Here is an 18746-nt window from a genome sequence, read left to right as displayed (position 1 = left end):
GACATTGCATCCCCTGTAGCGTGCTGACAGGTCACAATTGTCATGAGAAGCTCTTAACAAAGTCATGACAATGACTGATCAATGCCGTCTTGCTGATACTAGCACTACGAATAAGCTACCGGTCAAAGGCTTTATTGGATCATGACAATTGACCTGCTGCCATATCTGGATGATAGCCAACCCAAGTATCTTGCGATTGCGCGGGCACTTTCTCGCGCGATCCGTTCCGGTGAGCTTACGCCAGGCACCCGACTGCCGCCCCATCGACAGTTGGCGGAGCACATAGGCGTCAGCGTCCAGACGGTGTCACGAGCCTATTCACAGGCAGAAAAGATGGGCCTGGTGCAGGCCAGGGTCGGCAGCGGCACCTGGATCAACGCCCTCGATGACAACCGCGAATCCGCCTACCTGAGGGCCGGCGAGCCGCGAACCGAACAGGCGGTGATCGATCTGTCGATCGCCCATCCGGTCTGTCCCCCAAGCCATGACCAGCACTTTCGCGATGCCCTGAGAACGCTGGCCGACAGCGCACATCCCGACGTCTTCACCGCCTGCCGGCCGATCGCCGGCCTGCCCCATCAGCGCGAACGCGCCAGCTGGTGGCTGAACGAGCGCCTGGGCATGCCCGGTGAAGCGGACGACCGCATCCTGACCAACGGTGGCGCCCACGGCATCATGCTGGCGATTTCCAGCGTGGTACAGCACGGCGATCTGGTCCTGACCGAGGCACTGACCGACCATGGCCTGATCGCCCTGTCTCGTACCTTGGGCTTCCAGCTGCGTGGCGTCACCATCGATAGCCAGGGCATCGTACCCGACGCCCTCGACGCCGCCTGTCATCGCTTCAAACCGCGCGCCGTGTGCCTGACCTCGTGCCAGCTCAATCCCACCGGGGCCACCCTGGACGAGAGGCGCCGCGACGAGATCGCCGCCATTCTGGAGCGCCACGGGGTGTGGCTGATCGAGGATGACGTCCACACCCTGCTCGAGCCCGAGCCGCTGATGCCGATCAGCGCGCGCATCCCTTCCCATGCGTTCCACGTCACCAGTCTGACCAAGGCCACCCTGCCCGGGCTTCGCGCCGGCTATCTGACGGTGCCACGCAGTCAGCTGCACCACACCCTGCCCCGCCTGCGGGCGACCTCCTGGATGGCCACACCGCTATGCTTCGAGGTCGCCAATCTATGGCTGGAGGACGGCACCATCGAGCGCATGGCTCAGCAGCAACGCGAACTGCTGGCAGAGCGCCAGCAGCTCGCCGCACGCATCCTGCACAGCCATGGCAGGGCCTCCCGCCCCACCAGCCTGCACGTCTGGCTGTCGCTGCCGGGTAGCTGGCGGGCCGAGGAACTCCAGCAGCTGGCCGAACAGGAAGGGGTGGCCATCACCACCGCGACCCCCTTCATGGTCGAACAGAGTCCGGCGCCACGCCGAGTGCGCCTGAGCCTCGGCGCGGAGCCCGAGATCGAACGTCTCGAGGACGGCCTCAAGCGCCTTGCCAGCCTGCTGGATGACGCTCCGCCGCCCATGATGCAGATTGTCTACTGAACCCCATTCATTCGACCGGAGCGGAATTGTCATGAAGGTGATCGTACACACCGACCAGGCCGACCAGTGGCAGCAGGCGCTAAGCGAGCGGCTGCCCCAGGCCACCATCTGGAAGAGTCAGGAGGCCGACCGCGAACAGCGCGCCCAGGCGGACTTTCTGGCGGCCTGGAAGCCAGACGAGACGCTGCTGCGGGAGTGCACCGGACTCAAGGGCATCGTCAACCTGGGGGCCGGCGTCGACGCCCTGCTCGGCAACCCGGCCCTGCCTCGCGACGTTCCCATCGTCAAGTTGCGTGACGCCGGCATGGCCGAGCTGATCGCCGATTACGTGCGTTACGGTCTTTTCCATTTCCAGCGCGACTTCGACCGCTACGCTCGCCAGCAGCAGCAGTGCGAGTGGCGTGAGCACGAGGTGATCGACAAGCCGGACTGGCCGGTGGGCGTGCTCGGCCTCGGCGCCATCGGCGCCAAGGTGGCCCGCGCCATCGCCGCCGATGGCTTCCCGGTGCTCGGCTGGAGCCGTTCGCACAAGGACATCGATGACATCGAATGCCTGAGCGGTGACGAGGGGCTCGACCGGCTCCTGTCCCGGGTGAAGACCCTGGTGCTGCTGCTGCCCGATACCTCCTCGACCCGCCACATCATCAACGCCGAGACACTCGGCAAGATGCGCGAGGGAGCCAGCCTGATCAACCCCGGGCGCGGCACCCTGATCGACGAGGATGCCCTGCTCGCAGCGCTGGGCGACAAGGACCAGCGCCAGGAAGGCCGCCTCCGGGGCGCGCTGCTCGATGCCTTCCCGACAGAGCCGCTGCCGGAATCCAGCCCCCTGTGGCGCCACCCGCGGGTCATCGTCACCCCTCACATGGCGGGACCGACACCCTTGAGCGAAGCGCTCGATCAGGTCGCCGCAAGCCTCGACGCCCTGGACAAGGGCGAGGACATCGAGACCGTCGACCCCGACGCGGGCTACTGACCCAGGAGCTGGCAAGTGCCAGCGAGGGCCGGTAAGGAACGAGGCGGCGATCGTCTCGCGCTCCTGGCCCGCCCCCGGATCAAGCCCCAGATTGATTCAAAGAAAAGGGCGCCTCCTCGGAGGCGCCCTTGTCGGTGCTGAAAGCGACGTTTGAATTTCAGTGGATCAAGCGTCGTCGCCGATCTTGTCTTGGGTACGCAGTTCGAAATCGCTGGCGTCGTGACGCTCGTGGAGCTGCTCTTCGGGCTCACCGAAGGTGCGGTTGACCATGCGTCCACGCTGTACCGCCGGGCGCGCATCGATGGCCTTGGCCCAGCGCTGGACGTGCTCGTACTCGTGCACGGACAGGAACTCCGCCGCGTCGTATAGACGCCCCAGGGCGAGCTGGCCGTACCAGGCGAAGGTCGCCATGTCGGCGATGCTGTACTCGTCACCGGCCAGGTACTCGTGCTCGGCCAAATGACGGTCGAGCACGTCGAGCTGGCGCTTGGTCTCCATGGTGAAGCGGTTGATCGGATACTCGTACTTTTCCGGCGCGTAGGCGTAGAAGTGGCCAAAACCACCGCCCAGGTAGGGAGCCGAGCCCATTTGCCAGAACAGCCAGCTCATCGCTTCGGTACGCGCCTTGTGCTCGGTCGGCAGGAAGGCGCCGAACTTCTCGGCCAGGTAGAGCAGGATCGAACCCGACTCGAAGACCCGGGTCGGCGGCGTGGTGGTGTGGTCCACCAGGGCCGGAATCTTGGAGTTGGGGTTGATCTCGACGAAGCCGCTGGAGAACTGGTCGCCCTCGCCGATACGGATCAGCCAGGCGTCATACTCGGCCTGATCGTGGCCCTGCGCCAGCAGTTCCTCGAGCAGGATATTGACCTTGACCCCGTTGGGCGTGGCCAGGGAGTAGAGCTGTAGCGGATGCTTGCCCACCGGCAGCGCCTTGTCGTGGGTCGCACCGGCGATGGGACGGTTGATGCTGGCGAAATGGCCGCCACTCTCACCTTCCCACTTCCAGACCTTCGGCGGCTGATACTCGGCATCGTTGCTCATGATGTTCCTTCTCGTTGAGTGGGGCACCACCCGGCACCGCCGGGTTCATTGATGCAGTAAAGATACACAAGCCTAGCGAAAAATAGCGTCAGACGAAGCACCTTGGAGCGACCTGGCGTATTGCGCCGCGGCCGGACTGGCGTCTCCCGGGACGGCGACGCCAGTCGAACGCCAGCCCTTACAGCTCCTGGCGAGTGGGGCGCAGGATCAGTTCGTTGACGTCGACGTCCCCCGGCTGCTCTACCGCAAAGGCGATCGCCCGCGCCACGGCATCGGCATCGATGGCCAGGGTGTAGAGCTCGTTGACCCCCTCGGCGGTCTCATCATCGCTGATCGTCCGGGTCAATTCGGTGTCGATCGCGCCAGGAGAGATATTGGTCGCGCGAATCTCGCCATTGGATTCCTGACGCAGGCCCTCGGTCAGCGCCTTGACCGCAAACTTGGTCGCGCAATAGACCGACGCGGCGGGGAACACCACATGCCCGGCGACCGAAGACAGGTTGATCACGTGGCCTTCGTGCTGTTCGCGCATGGTCGGCAGCACCGCGGCGATACCGTAGAGCACGCCCTTGATGTTGACGTCGACCATCTGCTCCCACTCGTCGACCTTGAGCTTGTCCAACGGCGAAAGCGGCATCAGCCCGGCATTGTTGACCAGCACGTTGATGCGCCCGAATTCGTCGCGGGCGAGCTTGGCCAGGGCCTCGACCTGCTCACGGCTGGTCACGTCGGTGACACGGTAGACGGCCTGCCCACCGTCTGCCTTGATGTCGTCGCACAGTGCCTTGAGGCGGTCCTCGCGACGCGCGCCCAGCACCAGGCGGGCACCGCCCTTGGCCAGGCGCTTGGCGGTGGCCTCACCCAGCCCACTGCTGGCACCGGTGATGATCACGACCTTGTCCTTGATACCGTCGGTATTCAGGTTGTTCACGTCCATGCTGTCCTCCTGTCGGGCCGCCAAGGCCCCTTGAAATGTTCCAGATCGATGACGTTGGCAAGACGGCGAACCGCTTGGCGGTCATCGAGAAAAAGACGTCATCGCGCCAGCGATCTTCAAGCGCTAGCGATCTTCGAGAAACGGGTAGTCGGTATAGCCTTTTTCATCGCCGCCGTAGAAGGTGTCGTAGTCCGGCTCATTGAGCTCTGCTCCGCGACGAAAGCGCTCCGGCAGGTCCGGATTGGCGATGAAGGGACGACCGAAGGTCACCAGATCGGTCTTGCCGGCGGCGATGCGCTCACGCGCTTCCTCCGCGCTGTAAGCGCCATTGGCGATATAGACACCGCTGAAGCGCTCACGGATAGCGCTGATGATCGACTCGGGGCGACCGTTCTCGTGGTTACCCTGGAAGGAATCTTCCACGACCTCGAGGTAGGCGATGCCGATCTCGTCGAGCGCGGCGGCGAAGGCCGGGAAGGTCTCCTCGGGCTTCTGGTCGTGGACATCGTTGAAGCTGCCGGTCGGGCTGATGCGCACCCCGACACGGCCCTTGCCCCAGACGTCGACCACCGCACGCACCACTTCGAGAGGCAGTCGCAGGCGGTTTTCCAGGCTGCCACCGTAGGCATCGGTGCGCGCGTTGCTGTCGGACTTGATGAACTGATCGAGCAGGTAGCCGTTGGCGGCGTGCACCTCGACGCCGTCGAAGCCGGCTTCGCGAGCGTTGATCGCCGCCTGGCGGTACTGCTCGACGATGCCTGGAAGCTCGTCGGTGTCGAGCGCACGCGGGGTCGGCACCTCGACCATGCCGGACTCGGCGCTGATAAAGGTCTTGGCGCCTTCAGGCTTGATCGCCGAGGGCGCCACCGGGTCGGCGCCACCGGGCTGCAGCTCCGGATGCGAGATTCTTCCCACGTGCCATAGCTGGGCGTGCATACGACCGCCGGCGTCATGCACGGCGTCGGTGACACGGCGCCAGCCAGCGATCTGCTCCTGGCTATGGATGCCCGGGGTAAAGGCGTAACCCTTGCCCTGGGGCGAGATCTGGGTGGCCTCGCTCAGGATCAGGCCCGCGCCGGCCCGCTGACGGTAGTACTCGACATTCATCGCCTGGGGCACGTCCCCCGGTTGGGCCGCGCGAGAACGGGTCAGCGGCGACATCAGCACTCGATTAGGCAGGGTGATGTCACCGAGGACCTGCGGGGTAAAGAGGGGATCTTGCTCGCTCATGGAAATCTCCTGTCGTGAAGCTGATACCACGAGGCGCTGCGGCCTCAGCGAGGATGCACGGCTGAACGGTGGCTGGCGCTTCGTTGGCTCGTCGCCAACGGCTGCCCAAGATGTTCGACTAACGTTTTAGCGAATGTTCAGCCCTTACCGTACAATTCATGCATCACATATCAAGCACTTTTGTACAAAAATAGAGGGTTTTATAGACCAGTCTATTATTACTTAGGGCCAAGAAAACGGCAGGGGAATCGAGGACCCACCCTGCCACGCCTTCACCTCGACATACTTCGCTCGAAGGAGTATGCGAGCGATGGTCAGACAAGGCAAAAATCGGAGAGAAAGCGCAGTTTACGAGCTGTAAATGAGTACTTCGGGCCGATTTTTAACGCCGTATCACCGAGCGCAGTCACTCCTCGCCCAACAGCTAGCGTTTGATGCAGGCCAGTAACGTATTCTCGAATTCGGTCAGAGGCTCACAGGTTCTGGCCATCTTGGAGCGCAGCAGCGCCCCCTGCCAGCCGGCCAGAATAAAGGCCGCCATGGCCTGGGGCGTGATGTCGTCACGCACGCTGCCGTCGGCCTGTCCTTCCTTGAGGCAGCTGGCGAAGTAGCCTTCCCAGCGCTTGAAGATGGCGTCCAGGGCATCGCGCAGGCAATCGCTCTGGGATGACATCTCCTGGCCCAGGGTACCGATCAGACAACCCCGGGTATGACCACATTCGGCCATCGCCTGGCGCACGTCTTCGAAATAGTGGCGCAGGCGCGCAACGGGGGCGTCGTGGGAGTGCACCAGCAGCGCCTGGAAGCGTTCGTCGTAGTCTTCGGCGAACACCTCGACCACGGCAAGGCCGAAGGCCTCCTTGCTGGAGAAATAGTGGTAGAAGGAACCCTTGGGCACACCGGCAGCCTTGAGCACCGTATTGATGCCCGTCGCCGTATAGCCGTGCTCGGCAAAGGTGTTCATGCCGACCTGTATCAACAGGTCACGTGTGGGAGCCTTGGTTGTCATGCCCAAGACACTAGACCAGTCGTCTAGTCGTCGTCAAGTGGCTTTCTGCCAAGAGCCCAACGGTTGGGTTTCCAAGGGATCTGGCCTCACTCCTGGCCTGGGCCTGTACCCAGGCCAGAAGGGGCCGGACTGGCGGGCCTACAGCAATTCGTTGAGCTGGCGCAGCCACTCCGGGTGCGCGGGCCAGGCTGGCGCGGTCACGAACTTGCCGCAGGTGATGGCGTCGGTGACTTCGATGTCGACGAATTCGCCACCCGCCAGGCGTACCTCGGGGGCGCAGGCGGGATAGGCCGAGATACGATGTCCTGACAGTGACACCGCCGCCGCCAGAAGCTGGGCGCCGTGGCAGACAGCGGCCACCGGCTTCTCGCTGTCGACGAAGTGGCGCACCACTTCCAGCACGCGCTCGTCCAGGCGCAGGTACTCCGGCGCTCGCCCACCGGGGATGACCAGGGCGTCGTAGTCGGCCAGAGTGATGTCGGCGAAGGTCTCGTTGAGCGCGAACAGATGCCCGGCCTTTTCGGTGTAGGTCTGGTCGCCCTCGAAGTCATGGATGGCGGTCTTGACCTTGTCGCCTTCCTTCTTGTCGGGGCACACCGCATCGACACGATGCCCCATGGCCTGCAGCGCCTGGAAGGGCACCATGATTTCGTAGTCCTCGACAAAATCTCCCGCGAGCAGCAGCAAACGTGCCATGTGGCAAACTCCTTGGTCATTGAGGGGCGGTGCAGGGTCATGATGGCGACCATGCTGTAATGCAGCGTAACCACTGGACCGTGCTTCTGCCAGCCCGCCGGGGAACCTTCAGGGCGCACCGGCCTCCCAAGGTGACAGCTCGTTTCCATATGCCACTCAAGCAGCGGACGCTACTATGCCCAGCAACTCCATCGTCTACCGCTCGCCGTCTCTTCGCCCGCGCCTCGCGGCGGGGCTGCTATGGCTACTGTTCTTGCTGCCGTTTGCGGCACAAGCCGCATCGATGGCCAGCTTCGATGCCCGCTACCACCTGTCGGTGGATGGCTGGCCCGATGCCACCGTGCATCATCGGGTGTACCGCGAAGGCGATCACTGGCGCAGCGACATGCGCGCCCGGGTGGCCATCGCCGAAGGTCAGGAAACCGCACGCTTCGCCGAGAACGGCGACGGCTTGCGTGCGCTGGGCTATTCCAGTGGCTATCGTCTGCTGGGCATCGGCAAGAGCTACCGACTGGACAACCGTCAGCTACGGCGTCACCCCGACCGTCAGACCGCCCTGGTGGATCTGTCACGTAGCGTCCAGCGAGAGCGCTGCGCCAGCGGCTGCGAGATTCACTATCTCGATCACAAGGGCGACATCGAGACCCTGGTCGCAAGCCCTCTGCCCACCGCCGCCATCGACGTGAACGGGCGCATGGTGGACGCCCTGCGGGTCCGCCTGGTCGAGCCCGGCAAGGACGACCGCCACATGGTCGTGGCCTTCCACCCGGACCTGCCCGGCCTGCTGTTGGGGGTGGACTACATCAAACGCGGCGAGCGGGTCAGTCGGCTGAGCCTGACCTCCTTGGCCACTTCCAATAACTGAAGCTGCTCCGTTTCTCCCTTCCTCAGCCGCCTTTTTGGACGCTTGGTGAGGCGCTTGGTCAGCAGCCCTGCCTCACCACCATCCGGCCTTCCGCCCGCCGAGGCCGACGGCTCGTTGCCAGGATGCCTTGTCGACGTCCGGGGTGTGGCGCCGATCTTGCCGACCACTGACGCTTTGGTCGTCTTTTCTCCCTTGTGAAACTTGCATAGAGTATTGCGCTTTTGGTCGCGCCGTTGACCACCGATTTGTCCTGCTCATCCTCGACGGACGGGCTCACGAGCGCAGCAATTCATCGATGCGGTGCCTGACCGACACGCACCGCCTCCATCGAGCAAGGAAGTTCGTTCATGTTCACCGGTCTGTTGATCGTGCTGCTGCCGCTGGTGCTGGGCTATCTGGTACCGGTACGCCGCGCAAGCGTCATGGCCTGGATCAATCGCGGCGTCAGCGCATCGATCTACCTGATCCTGCTGTTGATGGGGGTGAGCCTGGCCGGCCTGCCCGACCTGGGCACTCAGCTGTCGCACATGGGCGGCCAGGCGCTGTTGTTGTTCGTGGTCATCTCGGCCTTCAACCTGGCCGCCCTGTGGTGGCTGTCGCGTCGACTGCGCCTGGACCTTGGCGAAAAACGCGTGATCGACGGCGCCCCGACCAGCAAGCTGGCGGCCATGGCGGGTTCGTTGTCACTGGTCGGGGTGGTGATCGCCGGACTGGTCATCGGGCTGATGCTGGTGGGACGCTGGGGGACGACGCCCTTCGAGCTGGCGGAACACCTGGCAGAATGGGTGCTCTACGTACTGCTGGCGCTGATCGGCTGTCAGCTGCGCAACTCCGGCATGCCGCTCAAACAGATCCTGCTCAATCGTCATGGCCTGTTCATCGCCATGACCCTGGCGGCAAGCTCGCTGATCGGTGGACTCGCCGCGGCACCGATGCTCGGGCTCGCCTGGAACGAGGGCCTGGCCATGGCCTCGGGCTTCGGCTGGTACTCGCTGTCCGGCATTCTGATCGGCGAACACCTGGGGCCGGCCCTGGGCGGCGTCGCCTTCTTCAACGACCTGACCCGGGAACTGCTGGCCTTCGTGCTGATTCCGCTGGTCATGCGACGCTACGCACCCCTGGCGATCGGTTATGGCGGTGCCACCTCGATGGACTTCACCCTGCCGGTGATCCAGCAGCACGGTGGCGTGCGCTGCGTGCCCATCGCCGTGGTCAGCGGCTTTATCCTGTCGCTGCTGTCACCACCACTCATTTTGTTTCTGGTCGCACTATAACAACCACTCATTCAGCGCTTTATGGAAGCACTCTGATGCCCGCTGGTGCTGCCAAGCCGTGACGCCCGATGGCCCAGCGCTTTATGCTGTCGAGAGCACGCAGCAAGGAACACAAGCCCGTGGTGAATCCTGAGGACCGCCCCATCACCCTGAAGAATCTGGCCCAGCGACTTGGGGTCTCTACGGCCACCGTCTCCAACGCCTTCAATCGCCCCGACCAGTTGTCTCGCGCCCTGCGCGAGCACATCCTCGAGGAGGCCCGACGCCTGGGCTACCGCGGCCCCGACGCCAGGGCCCGCAGCCTGCGCACCGGGCAGTCCCGCATCGTCGCGGTGGTGCTGGCAGAGACCCTGACCTACAGCCTCAACGACGCGGTTTCAAGCGAGCTTCTGACCGGCATCACCGAGGTGCTCGACGCCCACGGGCACACCCTGCTGCTGCTGTCGGGACGTCAGCCCGAATCTCCCCGCCACGCCGATGTACTCTGCCATCCGGGCTCCGCCAGCATGGCCGACGGCTTCGTCGTCTATGGCCTGATGCCCGGGGACCGGCTGATCAATGAACTGCCGGCCCAGCGGCCGCTGGTCGGGGTGGATTTCCATATCGATGCCCGCCCCACCGTGCATATCGACAACGAACCGGCCTGCCACGCCATCGCCTGCCACGCACTGAAAAAACGTCCACGGCGGGTCGGTATCCTCAGCCTGCGCTTGATCGATGAATCCTATAATGGCCCGGTGAGCGACGAGCATCGCTGCCTCGATGCCCATCGCACCATCACCCGCTCGCGCCTGGACGGTTTCCACCGCGCCCTGGACGAACACGACATCGACCCCACCGGCGTCCCGGTGTGGAACATCGACGAGAACACCCACGCGGTCTGCGCCCCGGTGATCGAGGAGATCCTCGACCTGCCGGCAGAACAGCGCCCGGATCTGCTTTTGTGCATGTCCGACCGCATCGCCCTGACCGTCCTGACCCTGGCCGAACAGCGTGGCATCCGCGTCCCCGAGGACCTGCGCCTGACCGGCTTCGACGGTATCGAAGAGGGCCAATACCGAGCCCCACGACTGACCACCGTGCGCCAGGACAGCATCGAGAAGGGGCGCGTCGCCGCGCGCATGGTGCTGGGTCTGGAACCCGCCGAGAACCGCCTATTGGGAACGCGACTGCTGATCGGGGAAAGCTGTCCCTGACGGTATGACCGCTACGGACTGAGGTGAACGCTCGACTCATCCGTCGGCGAAGGCTGCACAAAGGTTTCACCGTTATTGGCGCCTTTTTGGCGCCGACGATGGCATGCTGTGTTCATCTTTTTCGCCATTTCGGTCAAGGAATCGTCGCATGTCCGCGAAACGCCTGTTTCGCCCGGCTTTCTCACGCCTGGGTCTGAAGCTCTTCGTCATCATCCTGGTGGTCAATGTGGCCATCGCCGGGCTGGTGTTCGTGGCGATTTCGCGCAGCCTCGACCAGGGCTTCATCGAGTACCTCGACCGCTCCCAGACCCAGCGCGCCGAGACCCTGGCGGAAGGCCTCGGCGAGGCCTGGGCGCGACGCCAGAACTGGCAGTGGCTGCGCCAGTCGCCGCGCGCCTGGCACCACCTGGTACGCCGCCAGCTTTGGCCCGGCGACAACCTGCCGCCGATGAGCATCGAAGGCGACCTGGGCGACCCCAGGGACTTCGTGCTCCATGACGAAAGCGGCCTGCCGGTGATCGGCCTGCCCCCGGACAAGGACGACATGGCCGCCGAACTGCGCTGGCTGCCGGTGATGAGCGCGGGCCGCCAGGTCGGCACCCTGGGCTATCGCCCGCCGGAGCAGTTGATGGCACGCATGGACCGACTGTTTCTGGCCCAGCAGCAACGCAACCTGACCATCATCGTCATCGCCCTGGCGCTGACCTCGCTGCTGCTGGCCGCCGCCCTGTCCTGGTGGATGGGCCGACGCGCCCGCGGCATGGCGCTGGCCACCCGCCGGCTGACCGAGGGCGACTACAGCATCCGCCTGCCGGAGCGCGGTCGCGACGAGCTGTCCAGCCTGTCCCACGACTTCAATGTGCTGGCGGAAACCCTGGAAGCCAGCCGCGAGGCGCGTACTCGCTGGGTTTCCGACATCGCCCATGAGCTGCGTACCCCACTGGCGGTGCTGCGCGGCGAGATAGAAGCGATGCAGGACGGCATTCGCGCCCTCGACCAGGACAACCTGCGTTCGCTGTCCCAGGAGGTCGGCCAGCTAGAGCGCCTGGTCGCCGACCTGCGCCTGCTGTCCCAGAGCGACGCCGGCGCACTGGAAGTCCAGCTCGCACCGCTGGACCTGGGCGAGCAACTGGCCACCCGGCTGGACGAAGCCGAGGGCTGGCTTGCCGATCATGGCCTGACCCTTGAGCACGATATTCAGGGCCCGGCGTGGATTCGCGGCGACCTGCAGCGCCTGCGCCAGCTATGGAACAACCTGATCGACAATACCTGCGCCTACACCCAGGCGCCGGGGCGCCTCAAGGTATCACTGCGGCGTGAGGCCGACGACTGGGTGCTGCGCTGGGAAGATAGCGCCCCCGGGGTGCCGGTCAACGAACTGCCGCGGCTGACCGAACGCCTCTACCGGGTGGAAGGCTCGCGCAACCGCTCAAGCGGCGGCAGCGGCCTGGGGCTGTCCATCGCCACCGCCCTGGCCCGCGCCCACGACACCGACATGCGCCCCTCCCCTTCCGAGCTTGGCGGGTTATGCTGGACCCTGCGTTTTCCGGCCCTGCCGGACCATCAGCAGCACGAGGACGATGAATGAACGACACCGACGCCAGTCTCGACGACATCCTGATCGTCGAAGACGAACCCAAGATCGCCCGTCTGGTGGCGGACTACCTGGAGGGCAGTGGCTACGCCACCCACCATATCGACCACGGCGACCAGGTGGTCGGCTACCTCAGCGAGGCCGAGTCGCGCCCCAGCCTGGTGCTGCTGGACCTGATGCTGCCTGGCACCGACGGCCTGACCCTGTGCCGCGAGATCCGTCAGCGCTGGCCCGATATCGCGGTGGTGATGCTGACTGCCCGAGTCGAGGAGGTCGACCGCCTGCTGGGCCTCGAACTGGGTGCCGACGACTACATCTGCAAGCCGTTCAGCCCGCGCGAGGTGGTCGCCCGGGTCAAGGCCGTGCTGCGCCGCAGCCAGGCACACCAGCAGGACAGCGAAGCCAATCACGACCTGGTGCTGGACGAAAGCGGCTGGCGCGCCCTGGCCGACGGTCAGGACCTGGGCCTCACCGCGGTGGAATTCCAGTTGCTCAAGGTGATGATGCACTCGCCGGGGCGAATCTTCGCCCGCGAGCAGTTGATGGACCACATGTACCGCGACCACCGCATCGTCTCCGAGCGCACCGTGGACAGCCATATCAAGAAGCTGCGCAAGAAGATCGCCGATATCTGGCCCGAGCGGGAGATCATCCGCTCCGTCTACGGCGTGGGTTACAAGTACCAGCCGGAAGAGTGATCCTCGGGGCTGCCTGTCATGGCAGCCGTCCCCCGGCAACCGTCCCCCGGCGGCTGGACATCGTCCGGCCGCTCTGCCTTTCTCTTTTTCTGCTTGATGCCCCGCGTCTTATGCATCGAAAAGGAGACACTGCCCTGCAACGCCCTGCTGCAGGCAGGACAGTTGCTGCGGGCCGCATGATGTCACACTATGTAGTACACTACGAATGGCAAGGACACGGCCGGTGAGGATCTTCAAGAACGCCTGGTTTGAACGCTTCGCCAGAAAACAGAAACTTGACGCCGCCGCGCTGCGCGACGCTATCCAGCGAGCGGAACGGGACTTGATCGATGCTGACCTGGGCGGAGGCGTGATCAAGCCGCGGGTGGCTCGTCCCGGGCAAGGCAAGTCAGGCGGCTACCGCACGATCATCCTCTACCGCCAGGCACACCGAGCCTTCTTCGTTTACGGCTTCGCCAAGAGCCAACAGAGCAATATCAGCGACGAGGAAAAGGTTGCGTTCAAACGGGCCGCCCAACACATCCTCGAGCTGTCAGAAGAGCACCTGGTCGAGTTGATTCATAAGGGGCATTTTTTGGAGGTGGAAGACGATGGCGAAGAAATACCGTAGCGAAGCGATGGCGGCGATCCATGAAACCATGGAAGCTCTGCACGAGGTAGGCGCCGTCGACAAGCAAACGATGCGCGACTTCGATGAGAGCTGCCTCACCACGGTAGAAATGATTTCCCCCGACGCCATCAGAGCGCTGCGCGAGCGCGAAAATCTTTCTCAGTCTGTCTTCGCTCGCTACCTCAACGTCAGCAAGAACCTGGTCTCAGACTGGGAGCGCGGCGTGAAGCGTCCTGGAGGGCCCGCGCTGAGGCTACTGGCAGTCATCCAGAAAAAAGGCATTCAGGCCATCGCTTGCTGAGCGCGCCTCTCCATTCCTGCCGGTGGAAGGGCCACTTGCGTGGAGAGGCGAATCGAGCACCGTACTCAGGGGGCCGCCATATATCACGTTGTGCCCTCTGTCACGCTGCCATGGCCGTAATCGAGAGCCCCTTCTATCTGTTTCGCCTCGACTGACGGTAGGCCCGAAGATTCAGTCGCCAGCACCAAGCAAGCCGGTCGGCTAAGTGTCTCGACCGACTCACCGATAACGCAAGAGGCCGCCCAAGGGCGGCCTCTTGCGTATGGCACTTGCGCTCGATCTAGAACAGCGCGGGAATCCCGTACTGTCCCTCGAACATGCCCACCGCCAGCATGGCGAACAGACACACCGCCAGCACCGAGGCGGGGATGATCAGACGGTCGGCCAGCGACAGCCGGGTGGCGCGTTCGCGATCACCGATCCAGCCGTTGTTGTCGAGCAGCATGGTCACCGCCCAGGCCAATACCGGGTTGGTGACCGCCGCGGCGAACAGACAAACGCCGGCGGCCTGGGCGTCGCGGCTTTCCTTGATCATCTGCACGCCGGCCTCGAGCATCGGCAGGAAGACTCCGACCAAAAGCGCCACACACATCACCGGCGGCCACACCGCCACGTCCATGGGGAAGCCGAGGATGGCGATGGCGATGGTCATCAGGCCCAGCAGAATGGCGCCGGCGGGGATCGGACGCTTGGCGATGGCCGCCGGGATCATGTAGGTGCCCCAGGACGAGGTGATATTGCCACCGCCGAGGGCGGTACCGACCACCTGACGCAGCGAACACATCGTCATGGTGTCGTCGACGTCCATCAGTACCCGGTCGGCCCCCTTGGGATAGTTCATCTCCTGGAAGATGCGATGACCGAGAAAGTCCGGGGACCACATGGCAACCGCCAGGATCGCAAACGGCAGCGAGGCGATGAAGTGCTGCATGTTCGGCAGCCCCAGCATCCAGCCCTGGTCGGTGCTGCCCCACCAGTAGCTCGGGCTGAGCGGTGGCAGGCCGGTCTCGGTGGTGAACTCGAGATCAAAACCCGCACCCAGCGCCAGCGCCACCACCAGGCCGGTGACCGCACAGGCGGGAATCGCCAGCCAGCGCTTGCCCAGCCGCGCCAGCACGGCGTACAGCAGGATATTGACCGCCAGCACCACCAGGGCGACGTAGCCCATCTGGCCCTCGAGCCCCATGCCCCACGCCTTGAGGCTACCGATCTGGCTCATGGCGCCGGAAAAGCCGAGGAAGATCAGCAGACCACCGGCGGTGCCCTGGGAGGTCAGGTTGACCAGGCGCGAGCCGCCCTTGACCCAGGAAAGGCCGAGGCCAAAGGCGCCGATCCACAGCGCCAGGGCCAGCGGGTGGGCACCAGCCAGGGCCATGCTGGCGATCAGCGGAATCATCGGGCCGTGATTGCCGGCCAGGTTGGCACGCGGATTGAAGATACCCGAGCCCAGCACGCAGAACAGCAGGACCGGCAGCAGCATCTCCAGACGCGAGACGGCGATGGCGAACTCGCGCCCCAGGGTGACATCGGGCCAGGCGGCGGACAGGCCATTGGCCCAGGACATCATCACCGCCGAGTACATGGCGATGATGCCGATGGTGCCGGCAATCGCCGGAACCAGGTCCTCGAGTTCGAAGTGGAAGTCCCGGCCGATCAGATTAAGACCATAGCGCCGGGGACGCATGATCTTGAGTTCATGCTCGAGGTAGTCGGAACGGCTGGCAAATTCGCTGGCATCGCGGTGCATCTCGCGATAGCTGGGGGCCTCGCCGGCCTCCCGGGTGGACGTCACGGTGTCTGTCATGTGGATCTCGATGTCTGAGGTGACGCTGCTGTCCGACGCCGAGCCAAGTCCCCCTGACCGTTCGTCGAATTGACAGCGCGCCTTGAAAAAAGATGACAGACCTTAACAATGCCCCCCGCGGGCCTCGTTGACGGCTATCAGGCTTTGGCCTCGCCAAGGGTTGCGACGCCAAAAATGCCTGACAAACTCCCCTCTCCCTTGATCCAGCGCAGGCGTCTCTTGCCTGGCATCCCAGGATCGACGAGAGTGAAGACCTCGACGCAGCCACGGCGTCTTGCCAGGAAGACCGTCATGCCCCCCAGGATCGCTGCCACCTTTTCCCGCTACCTGCGCGACCCGCGGATGCCCCAGGTCGAGGCGCGCCGAGTCAGGGGCGGGCACCGGCTCAGCCACGCACCCCACAGCCACGACACCCACTCGCTGGGCGCGATCGTCCAGGGCCACTCGAGCTTCCTCAACCGCCACCGTACCCTAGAGGTGCGCCAGGGAGACGTGGTGCTGATCAACCCCGGCGACGTCCACGCCTGCAACGCCTTGAGCGAGCGAGACTGGGGCTACGACATGCTCTACCTGGACAGCGCCTGGCTGACCGAGCGCTGCGGCCTCGACGGCAATGACGGTGCGGTGTTCTCGGCACTGACGACGCAAGACGCCGCCCTTCACCAAGTCATTCGCGTCGCCACCGACGCCCTTGCCGATGACGATGCCAGCCTGCTTGAGCGCGAGACCGTGCTTGAGCGGCTCGCCGAGCGCCTGACAGGCCTGCTCGACCTGCCGGCGCAAGGCGAGGCAGAACACGGCGCGCCTCCCGAGCGACTGGTGCGCGCCTGGGAGCGTCTTCACGACGACTGGCAGCAAGAGCTGCGCCTGGACGACCTCTGCGCCGCCGCCGAGTGCCGCGCCACCAGCCTGATTTCGGGCTTTCGACGTCACTATGCCACCACGCCCCATGCGGCGCTGATCGACCTGCGCGTGCGTCACGCCAGGCAACGACTGCGACGGGGCGATCCCATCGCTGCGGTCGCCAACGACTGCGGCTTCGCCGACCAGGCGCACCTGCAACGCACCTTCAAGAAGCTGCTGGCCACCACTCCGGGGCACTATATCCAGAGTCATATGCAGGATCAGATGCAGGGTCAGATGCCAGGCCCGTTGAAGGGTCAGATTCAGCACCTTAAGCAGCGCGCCTGACCGTCGGACCGGTGCCCGCAAGCTGCCTCACAGCAGCATCAGCGCGCCACTAAAAATCAGCAAGGCCGCCAGCAGGCGCTGGAGGACCCGCCGTCTTGCCTCGCACGACAGCCAGCCCCGGGCGTGTCCACCAAGCCACGCCCAGCCGATGGCGCTCGCCAGACAGACGCTGCCCCAGACCAGGGTGAAAAGCGCGATATCGACGCTTTCCCGTCCCGCCGTGAACAGTCCCAGCCCTGCCAACGAGGCGATCCAGGCCTTGGGGTTGAGCCACTGCATCAGCGCGCCGGTGGCGGGCCCCGGCGGTTCGCGCCGCTGGTCCGTGCCCCAGTCGCCTGCGTCCGTCAACAGGCGCCAGGCCAGCCAGGCCACAAAGCTCAGGCCCGCCAGCCGCACCAGCCACTGAAGCCCGGGCAGCGCCAGCCAGACACTCCCGAGCCCCGCGGCGAGCAGGCCCAGCAGCAGGGTAAAACCGCCGCTGGCACCCACCACCAGGGGCATCGCTCGGCGCCAGCCGTGACCCACGCCGGTGGACAGGATCAGCAGGTTGACCGGGCCCGGCGATATCGAGGCCACCAGCGAGAAGGCAAAGATCGCCAGCAGTTCTTCCAGAGAAAACGTCATCACACATGCCTCACAGGATGGCGTTTCAGGCTGACGCGATGACGCCCTTCGGTATTGAAGAAAATTTCACCGGCGCCGACTCCTCGGCCTCGGCTCCACTGCCCCGCCGAAAATTCGAACCCTGCGTTGCACAAACTCGTCTGCGCTTGCCGCTTCTCTGCACATTGGCTGCATCAGCCTTGCACGAGCCAGGGTCAAGATGGATCACGTCAACAAGGGCATCGCCCGCCATAACGCCACGTCCTGTGACGAGGCATCAACGCTGAAGGAAGTCGACCCATGAAAATGACATTTGCCCGCAAGGCCCTGCTGTCCGCCGCTGTCTCTGCCGCCCTGCTGCCGGTCGCCATGACCGCGACGGCCTCGCCCGACCGCCCCGAAGGCCCGCGCCACGAAGGGGGCGAGATGCGCGCCGAGCTGTTTGACCGCGCCGGCATCGACGCCGAGACCCGCGAAGCCCTGAAGCAGGCCGCCATGGAGCACCGTCAGGAGATCAAGGAACTCAACGACGATTTCCGCGAGCAGCGCATGGAAATCCTCGGTGAAGACGGTGTCGCCGCCCTCGAACGTGCCCGCCACGAGCTGCGCGAGGAGCGCATCAACGCCCTGGTCGACAAGTGGGAGCTGTCCGACGACGAGCGCGAAGCGTTCAACGCCGCTCGCGAATCTTTCAAGGAAGGCGCCGAAGCGCTGAAGGCCCAGGAGTTCGAGAACCGCGAAGCCCGTCATGACGCCTGGCGCGAACTGATGTCCTCCACCCGTGACCAGCTGGCCGAGATCCTCGACGAGCGCCAGCTGCGTGAACTGAAGCACACCATGATGCCGGGCCACGGCGACCACCCGCGCGGTGGTCCGGGTGAGCACCGCGCTCATGGTCCCGACAAGCATCACGCCCCCGAGGCCTGATATTGACGCCCTCGGTTCGGCCATAGGCGCCGACCCGGGAGACCAGAAAGCCCCGTACCAACGCGCCATGTCCGAGCCTCGGGCATGGCGTTTTCGTGCGCCCCCTGCCCGCCGTTTCTCCCCCTCGGGTTGAAAGATGCTCCTCATCTCTGTATTTTATTGAACGTTCAATCAATAAAATAACCGCGCGCCCCTGGCCGCGGTGGGTCGCCCAGACCCTTCGCAAGAGCCGCCAACAGGTACCGA

18 protein-coding genes are annotated in these 18746 nt (G+C 64.6%); 11 read left to right on the top strand and 7 right to left on the bottom strand.

Translation table 11 applies throughout. The features are described 5' to 3' along the window. Window positions 1–141: 141 nt before the first annotated feature. Together C9F12_RS05910 and C9F12_RS05905 are read left to right on the top strand one after the other, a co-directional pair. Window positions 142–1548, top strand: coding sequence for a PLP-dependent aminotransferase family protein (locus tag C9F12_RS05910; RefSeq protein WP_045992031.1), 1407 nt, complete (start codon window positions 142–144; stop codon window positions 1546–1548). A gap of 31 nt (window positions 1549–1579) precedes the next feature. Then, complete coding sequence (locus C9F12_RS05905; RefSeq protein WP_108448272.1) at window positions 1580–2524, top strand: glyoxylate/hydroxypyruvate reductase A; 945 nt, start codon at window positions 1580–1582, stop codon at window positions 2522–2524. Between the two features lie 165 nt (window positions 2525–2689). Here C9F12_RS05905 and yghU read toward each other — a convergent pair whose 3' ends face one another. The 5 genes from yghU to C9F12_RS05880 all read right to left on the bottom strand — a co-directional run bounded on the left by yghU (window position 2690) and on the right by C9F12_RS05880 (window position 7437). Beyond that, a complete protein-coding gene (yghU, locus tag C9F12_RS05900) occupies window positions 2690–3565 on the bottom strand; it encodes a glutathione-dependent disulfide-bond oxidoreductase (RefSeq protein WP_108132470.1) in 876 nt (291 codons plus the stop codon). A gap of 178 nt (window positions 3566–3743) precedes the next feature. Beyond that, complete coding sequence (locus tag C9F12_RS05895) at window positions 3744–4502, bottom strand: SDR family oxidoreductase (protein ID WP_108448271.1); 759 nt, start codon at window positions 4500–4502, stop codon at window positions 3744–3746. Window positions 4503–4625: 123 nt separating this feature from the next. After that, entirely contained in the window at window positions 4626–5732 is a 1107-nt protein-coding gene (locus C9F12_RS05890) for an alkene reductase (protein WP_108448270.1), read from the bottom strand. A gap of 424 nt (window positions 5733–6156) precedes the next feature. Next, window positions 6157–6741, bottom strand: coding sequence for a TetR/AcrR family transcriptional regulator (locus tag C9F12_RS05885; RefSeq protein WP_108448269.1), 585 nt, complete (start codon window positions 6739–6741; stop codon window positions 6157–6159). Between the two features lie 138 nt (window positions 6742–6879). Further along, entirely contained in the window at window positions 6880–7437 is a 558-nt protein-coding gene (locus C9F12_RS05880) for a DJ-1/PfpI family protein (RefSeq protein ID WP_045992037.1), read from the bottom strand. Window positions 7438–7612: 175 nt separating this feature from the next. Here C9F12_RS05880 and C9F12_RS05875 point away from each other — a divergent pair, with 175 nt between their 5' ends. From C9F12_RS05875 to C9F12_RS05845, 7 genes are all read left to right on the top strand, one after another. After that, window positions 7613–8302, top strand: a complete 690-nt coding sequence (locus C9F12_RS05875; RefSeq protein ID WP_108448268.1) for a hypothetical protein — start codon at window positions 7613–7615, stop codon at window positions 8300–8302. A gap of 347 nt (window positions 8303–8649) precedes the next feature. Next, complete coding sequence (locus C9F12_RS05870; protein WP_108448267.1) at window positions 8650–9576, top strand: lysine exporter LysO family protein; 927 nt, start codon at window positions 8650–8652, stop codon at window positions 9574–9576. 119 nt (window positions 9577–9695) lie between these two features. Further along, complete coding sequence (locus C9F12_RS05865; RefSeq protein ID WP_240184183.1) at window positions 9696–10772, top strand: LacI family DNA-binding transcriptional regulator; 1077 nt, start codon at window positions 9696–9698, stop codon at window positions 10770–10772. 148 nt (window positions 10773–10920) lie between these two features. Next, entirely contained in the window at window positions 10921–12360 is a 1440-nt protein-coding gene (locus C9F12_RS05860) for an ATP-binding protein (protein ID WP_045994065.1), read from the top strand. Then, window positions 12357–13064 carry a response regulator gene (locus tag C9F12_RS05855; RefSeq protein WP_045994066.1) on the top strand — a complete coding sequence of 236 codons (708 nt, stop codon included), beginning with the start codon at window positions 12357–12359 and terminating at the stop codon, window positions 13062–13064. Before C9F12_RS05860 ends, C9F12_RS05855 begins: the two co-directional genes overlap by 4 nt. 223 nt (window positions 13065–13287) lie before the next feature. After that, on the top strand, window positions 13288–13674 hold the full coding sequence (locus C9F12_RS05850; RefSeq protein WP_108448266.1) for a type II toxin-antitoxin system RelE/ParE family toxin: 387 nt from the start codon (window positions 13288–13290) through the stop codon (window positions 13672–13674). Beyond that, the gene (locus C9F12_RS05845) at window positions 13655–13975 is read left to right on the top strand and encodes a DNA-binding transcriptional regulator (protein ID WP_108132465.1); all 321 of its coding nucleotides are present in this window, start codon (window positions 13655–13657) and stop codon (window positions 13973–13975) included. The genes C9F12_RS05850 and C9F12_RS05845 overlap by 20 nt, the downstream gene beginning before the upstream one ends. Window positions 13976–14255: 280 nt before the next feature. Here the strand turns inward: C9F12_RS05845 and C9F12_RS05840 are convergent, their stop codons facing one another. Beyond that, window positions 14256–15779, bottom strand: coding sequence for a DUF3360 family protein (locus C9F12_RS05840; protein WP_108448265.1), 1524 nt, complete (start codon window positions 15777–15779; stop codon window positions 14256–14258). Window positions 15780–16070: 291 nt separating this feature from the next. Between C9F12_RS05840 and C9F12_RS05835 the strand changes: the two genes are divergently transcribed. Further along, the gene (locus tag C9F12_RS05835) at window positions 16071–16970 is read left to right on the top strand and encodes an AraC family transcriptional regulator (RefSeq protein WP_108448264.1); all 900 of its coding nucleotides are present in this window, start codon (window positions 16071–16073) and stop codon (window positions 16968–16970) included. Window positions 16971–16997: 27 nt separating this feature from the next. On the opposite strand, the gene C9F12_RS05830 is transcribed toward C9F12_RS05835, so the two are convergent. Then, window positions 16998–17594 carry a LysE family translocator gene (locus C9F12_RS05830; protein ID WP_045994069.1) on the bottom strand — a complete coding sequence of 199 codons (597 nt, stop codon included), beginning with the start codon at window positions 17592–17594 and terminating at the stop codon, window positions 16998–17000. 279 nt (window positions 17595–17873) lie between these two features. Here C9F12_RS05830 and C9F12_RS05825 point away from each other — a divergent pair, with 279 nt between their 5' ends. Then, a complete protein-coding gene (locus C9F12_RS05825) occupies window positions 17874–18500 on the top strand; it encodes a hypothetical protein (protein ID WP_108448263.1) in 627 nt (208 codons plus the stop codon). The last annotated feature ends 246 nt before the right edge of the window (window positions 18501–18746 follow it).

It is taken from the genome of Halomonas sp. BN3-1 (genome assembly GCF_003056325.1).
GTDB lineage: Bacteria > Pseudomonadota > Gammaproteobacteria > Pseudomonadales > Halomonadaceae > Halomonas > Halomonas litopenaei.
This window is presented reverse-complemented; position numbering and strand designations above follow the sequence as displayed.

Excerpts from the sequence above, each read along its gene's own strand:
- C9F12_RS05910 (WP_045992031.1), top strand. The coding sequence starts at position 142 with ATGACAATTGACCTGCTGCCATATCTGGATGATAGCCAACCCAAGTAT.
- C9F12_RS05905 (WP_108448272.1), top strand. The coding sequence starts at position 1,580 with ATGAAGGTGATCGTACACACCGACCAGGCCGACCAGTGGCAGCAGGCG.
- yghU (WP_108132470.1), bottom strand. The coding sequence starts at position 3,565 with ATGAGCAACGATGCCGAGTATCAGCCGCCGAAGGTCTGGAAGTGGGAA.
- C9F12_RS05895 (WP_108448271.1), bottom strand. The coding sequence starts at position 4,502 with ATGGACGTGAACAACCTGAATACCGACGGTATCAAGGACAAGGTCGTG.
- C9F12_RS05890 (WP_108448270.1), bottom strand. The coding sequence starts at position 5,732 with ATGAGCGAGCAAGATCCCCTCTTTACCCCGCAGGTCCTCGGTGACATC.
- C9F12_RS05885 (WP_108448269.1), bottom strand. The coding sequence starts at position 6,741 with ATGACAACCAAGGCTCCCACACGTGACCTGTTGATACAGGTCGGCATG.
- C9F12_RS05880 (WP_045992037.1), bottom strand. The coding sequence starts at position 7,437 with ATGGCACGTTTGCTGCTGCTCGCGGGAGATTTTGTCGAGGACTACGAA.
- C9F12_RS05875 (WP_108448268.1), top strand. The coding sequence starts at position 7,613 with ATGCCCAGCAACTCCATCGTCTACCGCTCGCCGTCTCTTCGCCCGCGC.
- C9F12_RS05870 (WP_108448267.1), top strand. The coding sequence starts at position 8,650 with ATGTTCACCGGTCTGTTGATCGTGCTGCTGCCGCTGGTGCTGGGCTAT.
- C9F12_RS05860 (WP_045994065.1), top strand. The coding sequence starts at position 10,921 with ATGTCCGCGAAACGCCTGTTTCGCCCGGCTTTCTCACGCCTGGGTCTG.
- C9F12_RS05855 (WP_045994066.1), top strand. The coding sequence starts at position 12,357 with ATGAACGACACCGACGCCAGTCTCGACGACATCCTGATCGTCGAAGAC.
- C9F12_RS05845 (WP_108132465.1), top strand. The coding sequence starts at position 13,655 with ATGGCGAAGAAATACCGTAGCGAAGCGATGGCGGCGATCCATGAAACC.
- C9F12_RS05840 (WP_108448265.1), bottom strand. The coding sequence starts at position 15,779 with ATGACAGACACCGTGACGTCCACCCGGGAGGCCGGCGAGGCCCCCAGC.
- C9F12_RS05835 (WP_108448264.1), top strand. The coding sequence starts at position 16,071 with ATGCCCCCCAGGATCGCTGCCACCTTTTCCCGCTACCTGCGCGACCCG.
- C9F12_RS05830 (WP_045994069.1), bottom strand. The coding sequence starts at position 17,594 with ATGACGTTTTCTCTGGAAGAACTGCTGGCGATCTTTGCCTTCTCGCTG.
- C9F12_RS05825 (WP_108448263.1), top strand. The coding sequence starts at position 17,874 with ATGAAAATGACATTTGCCCGCAAGGCCCTGCTGTCCGCCGCTGTCTCT.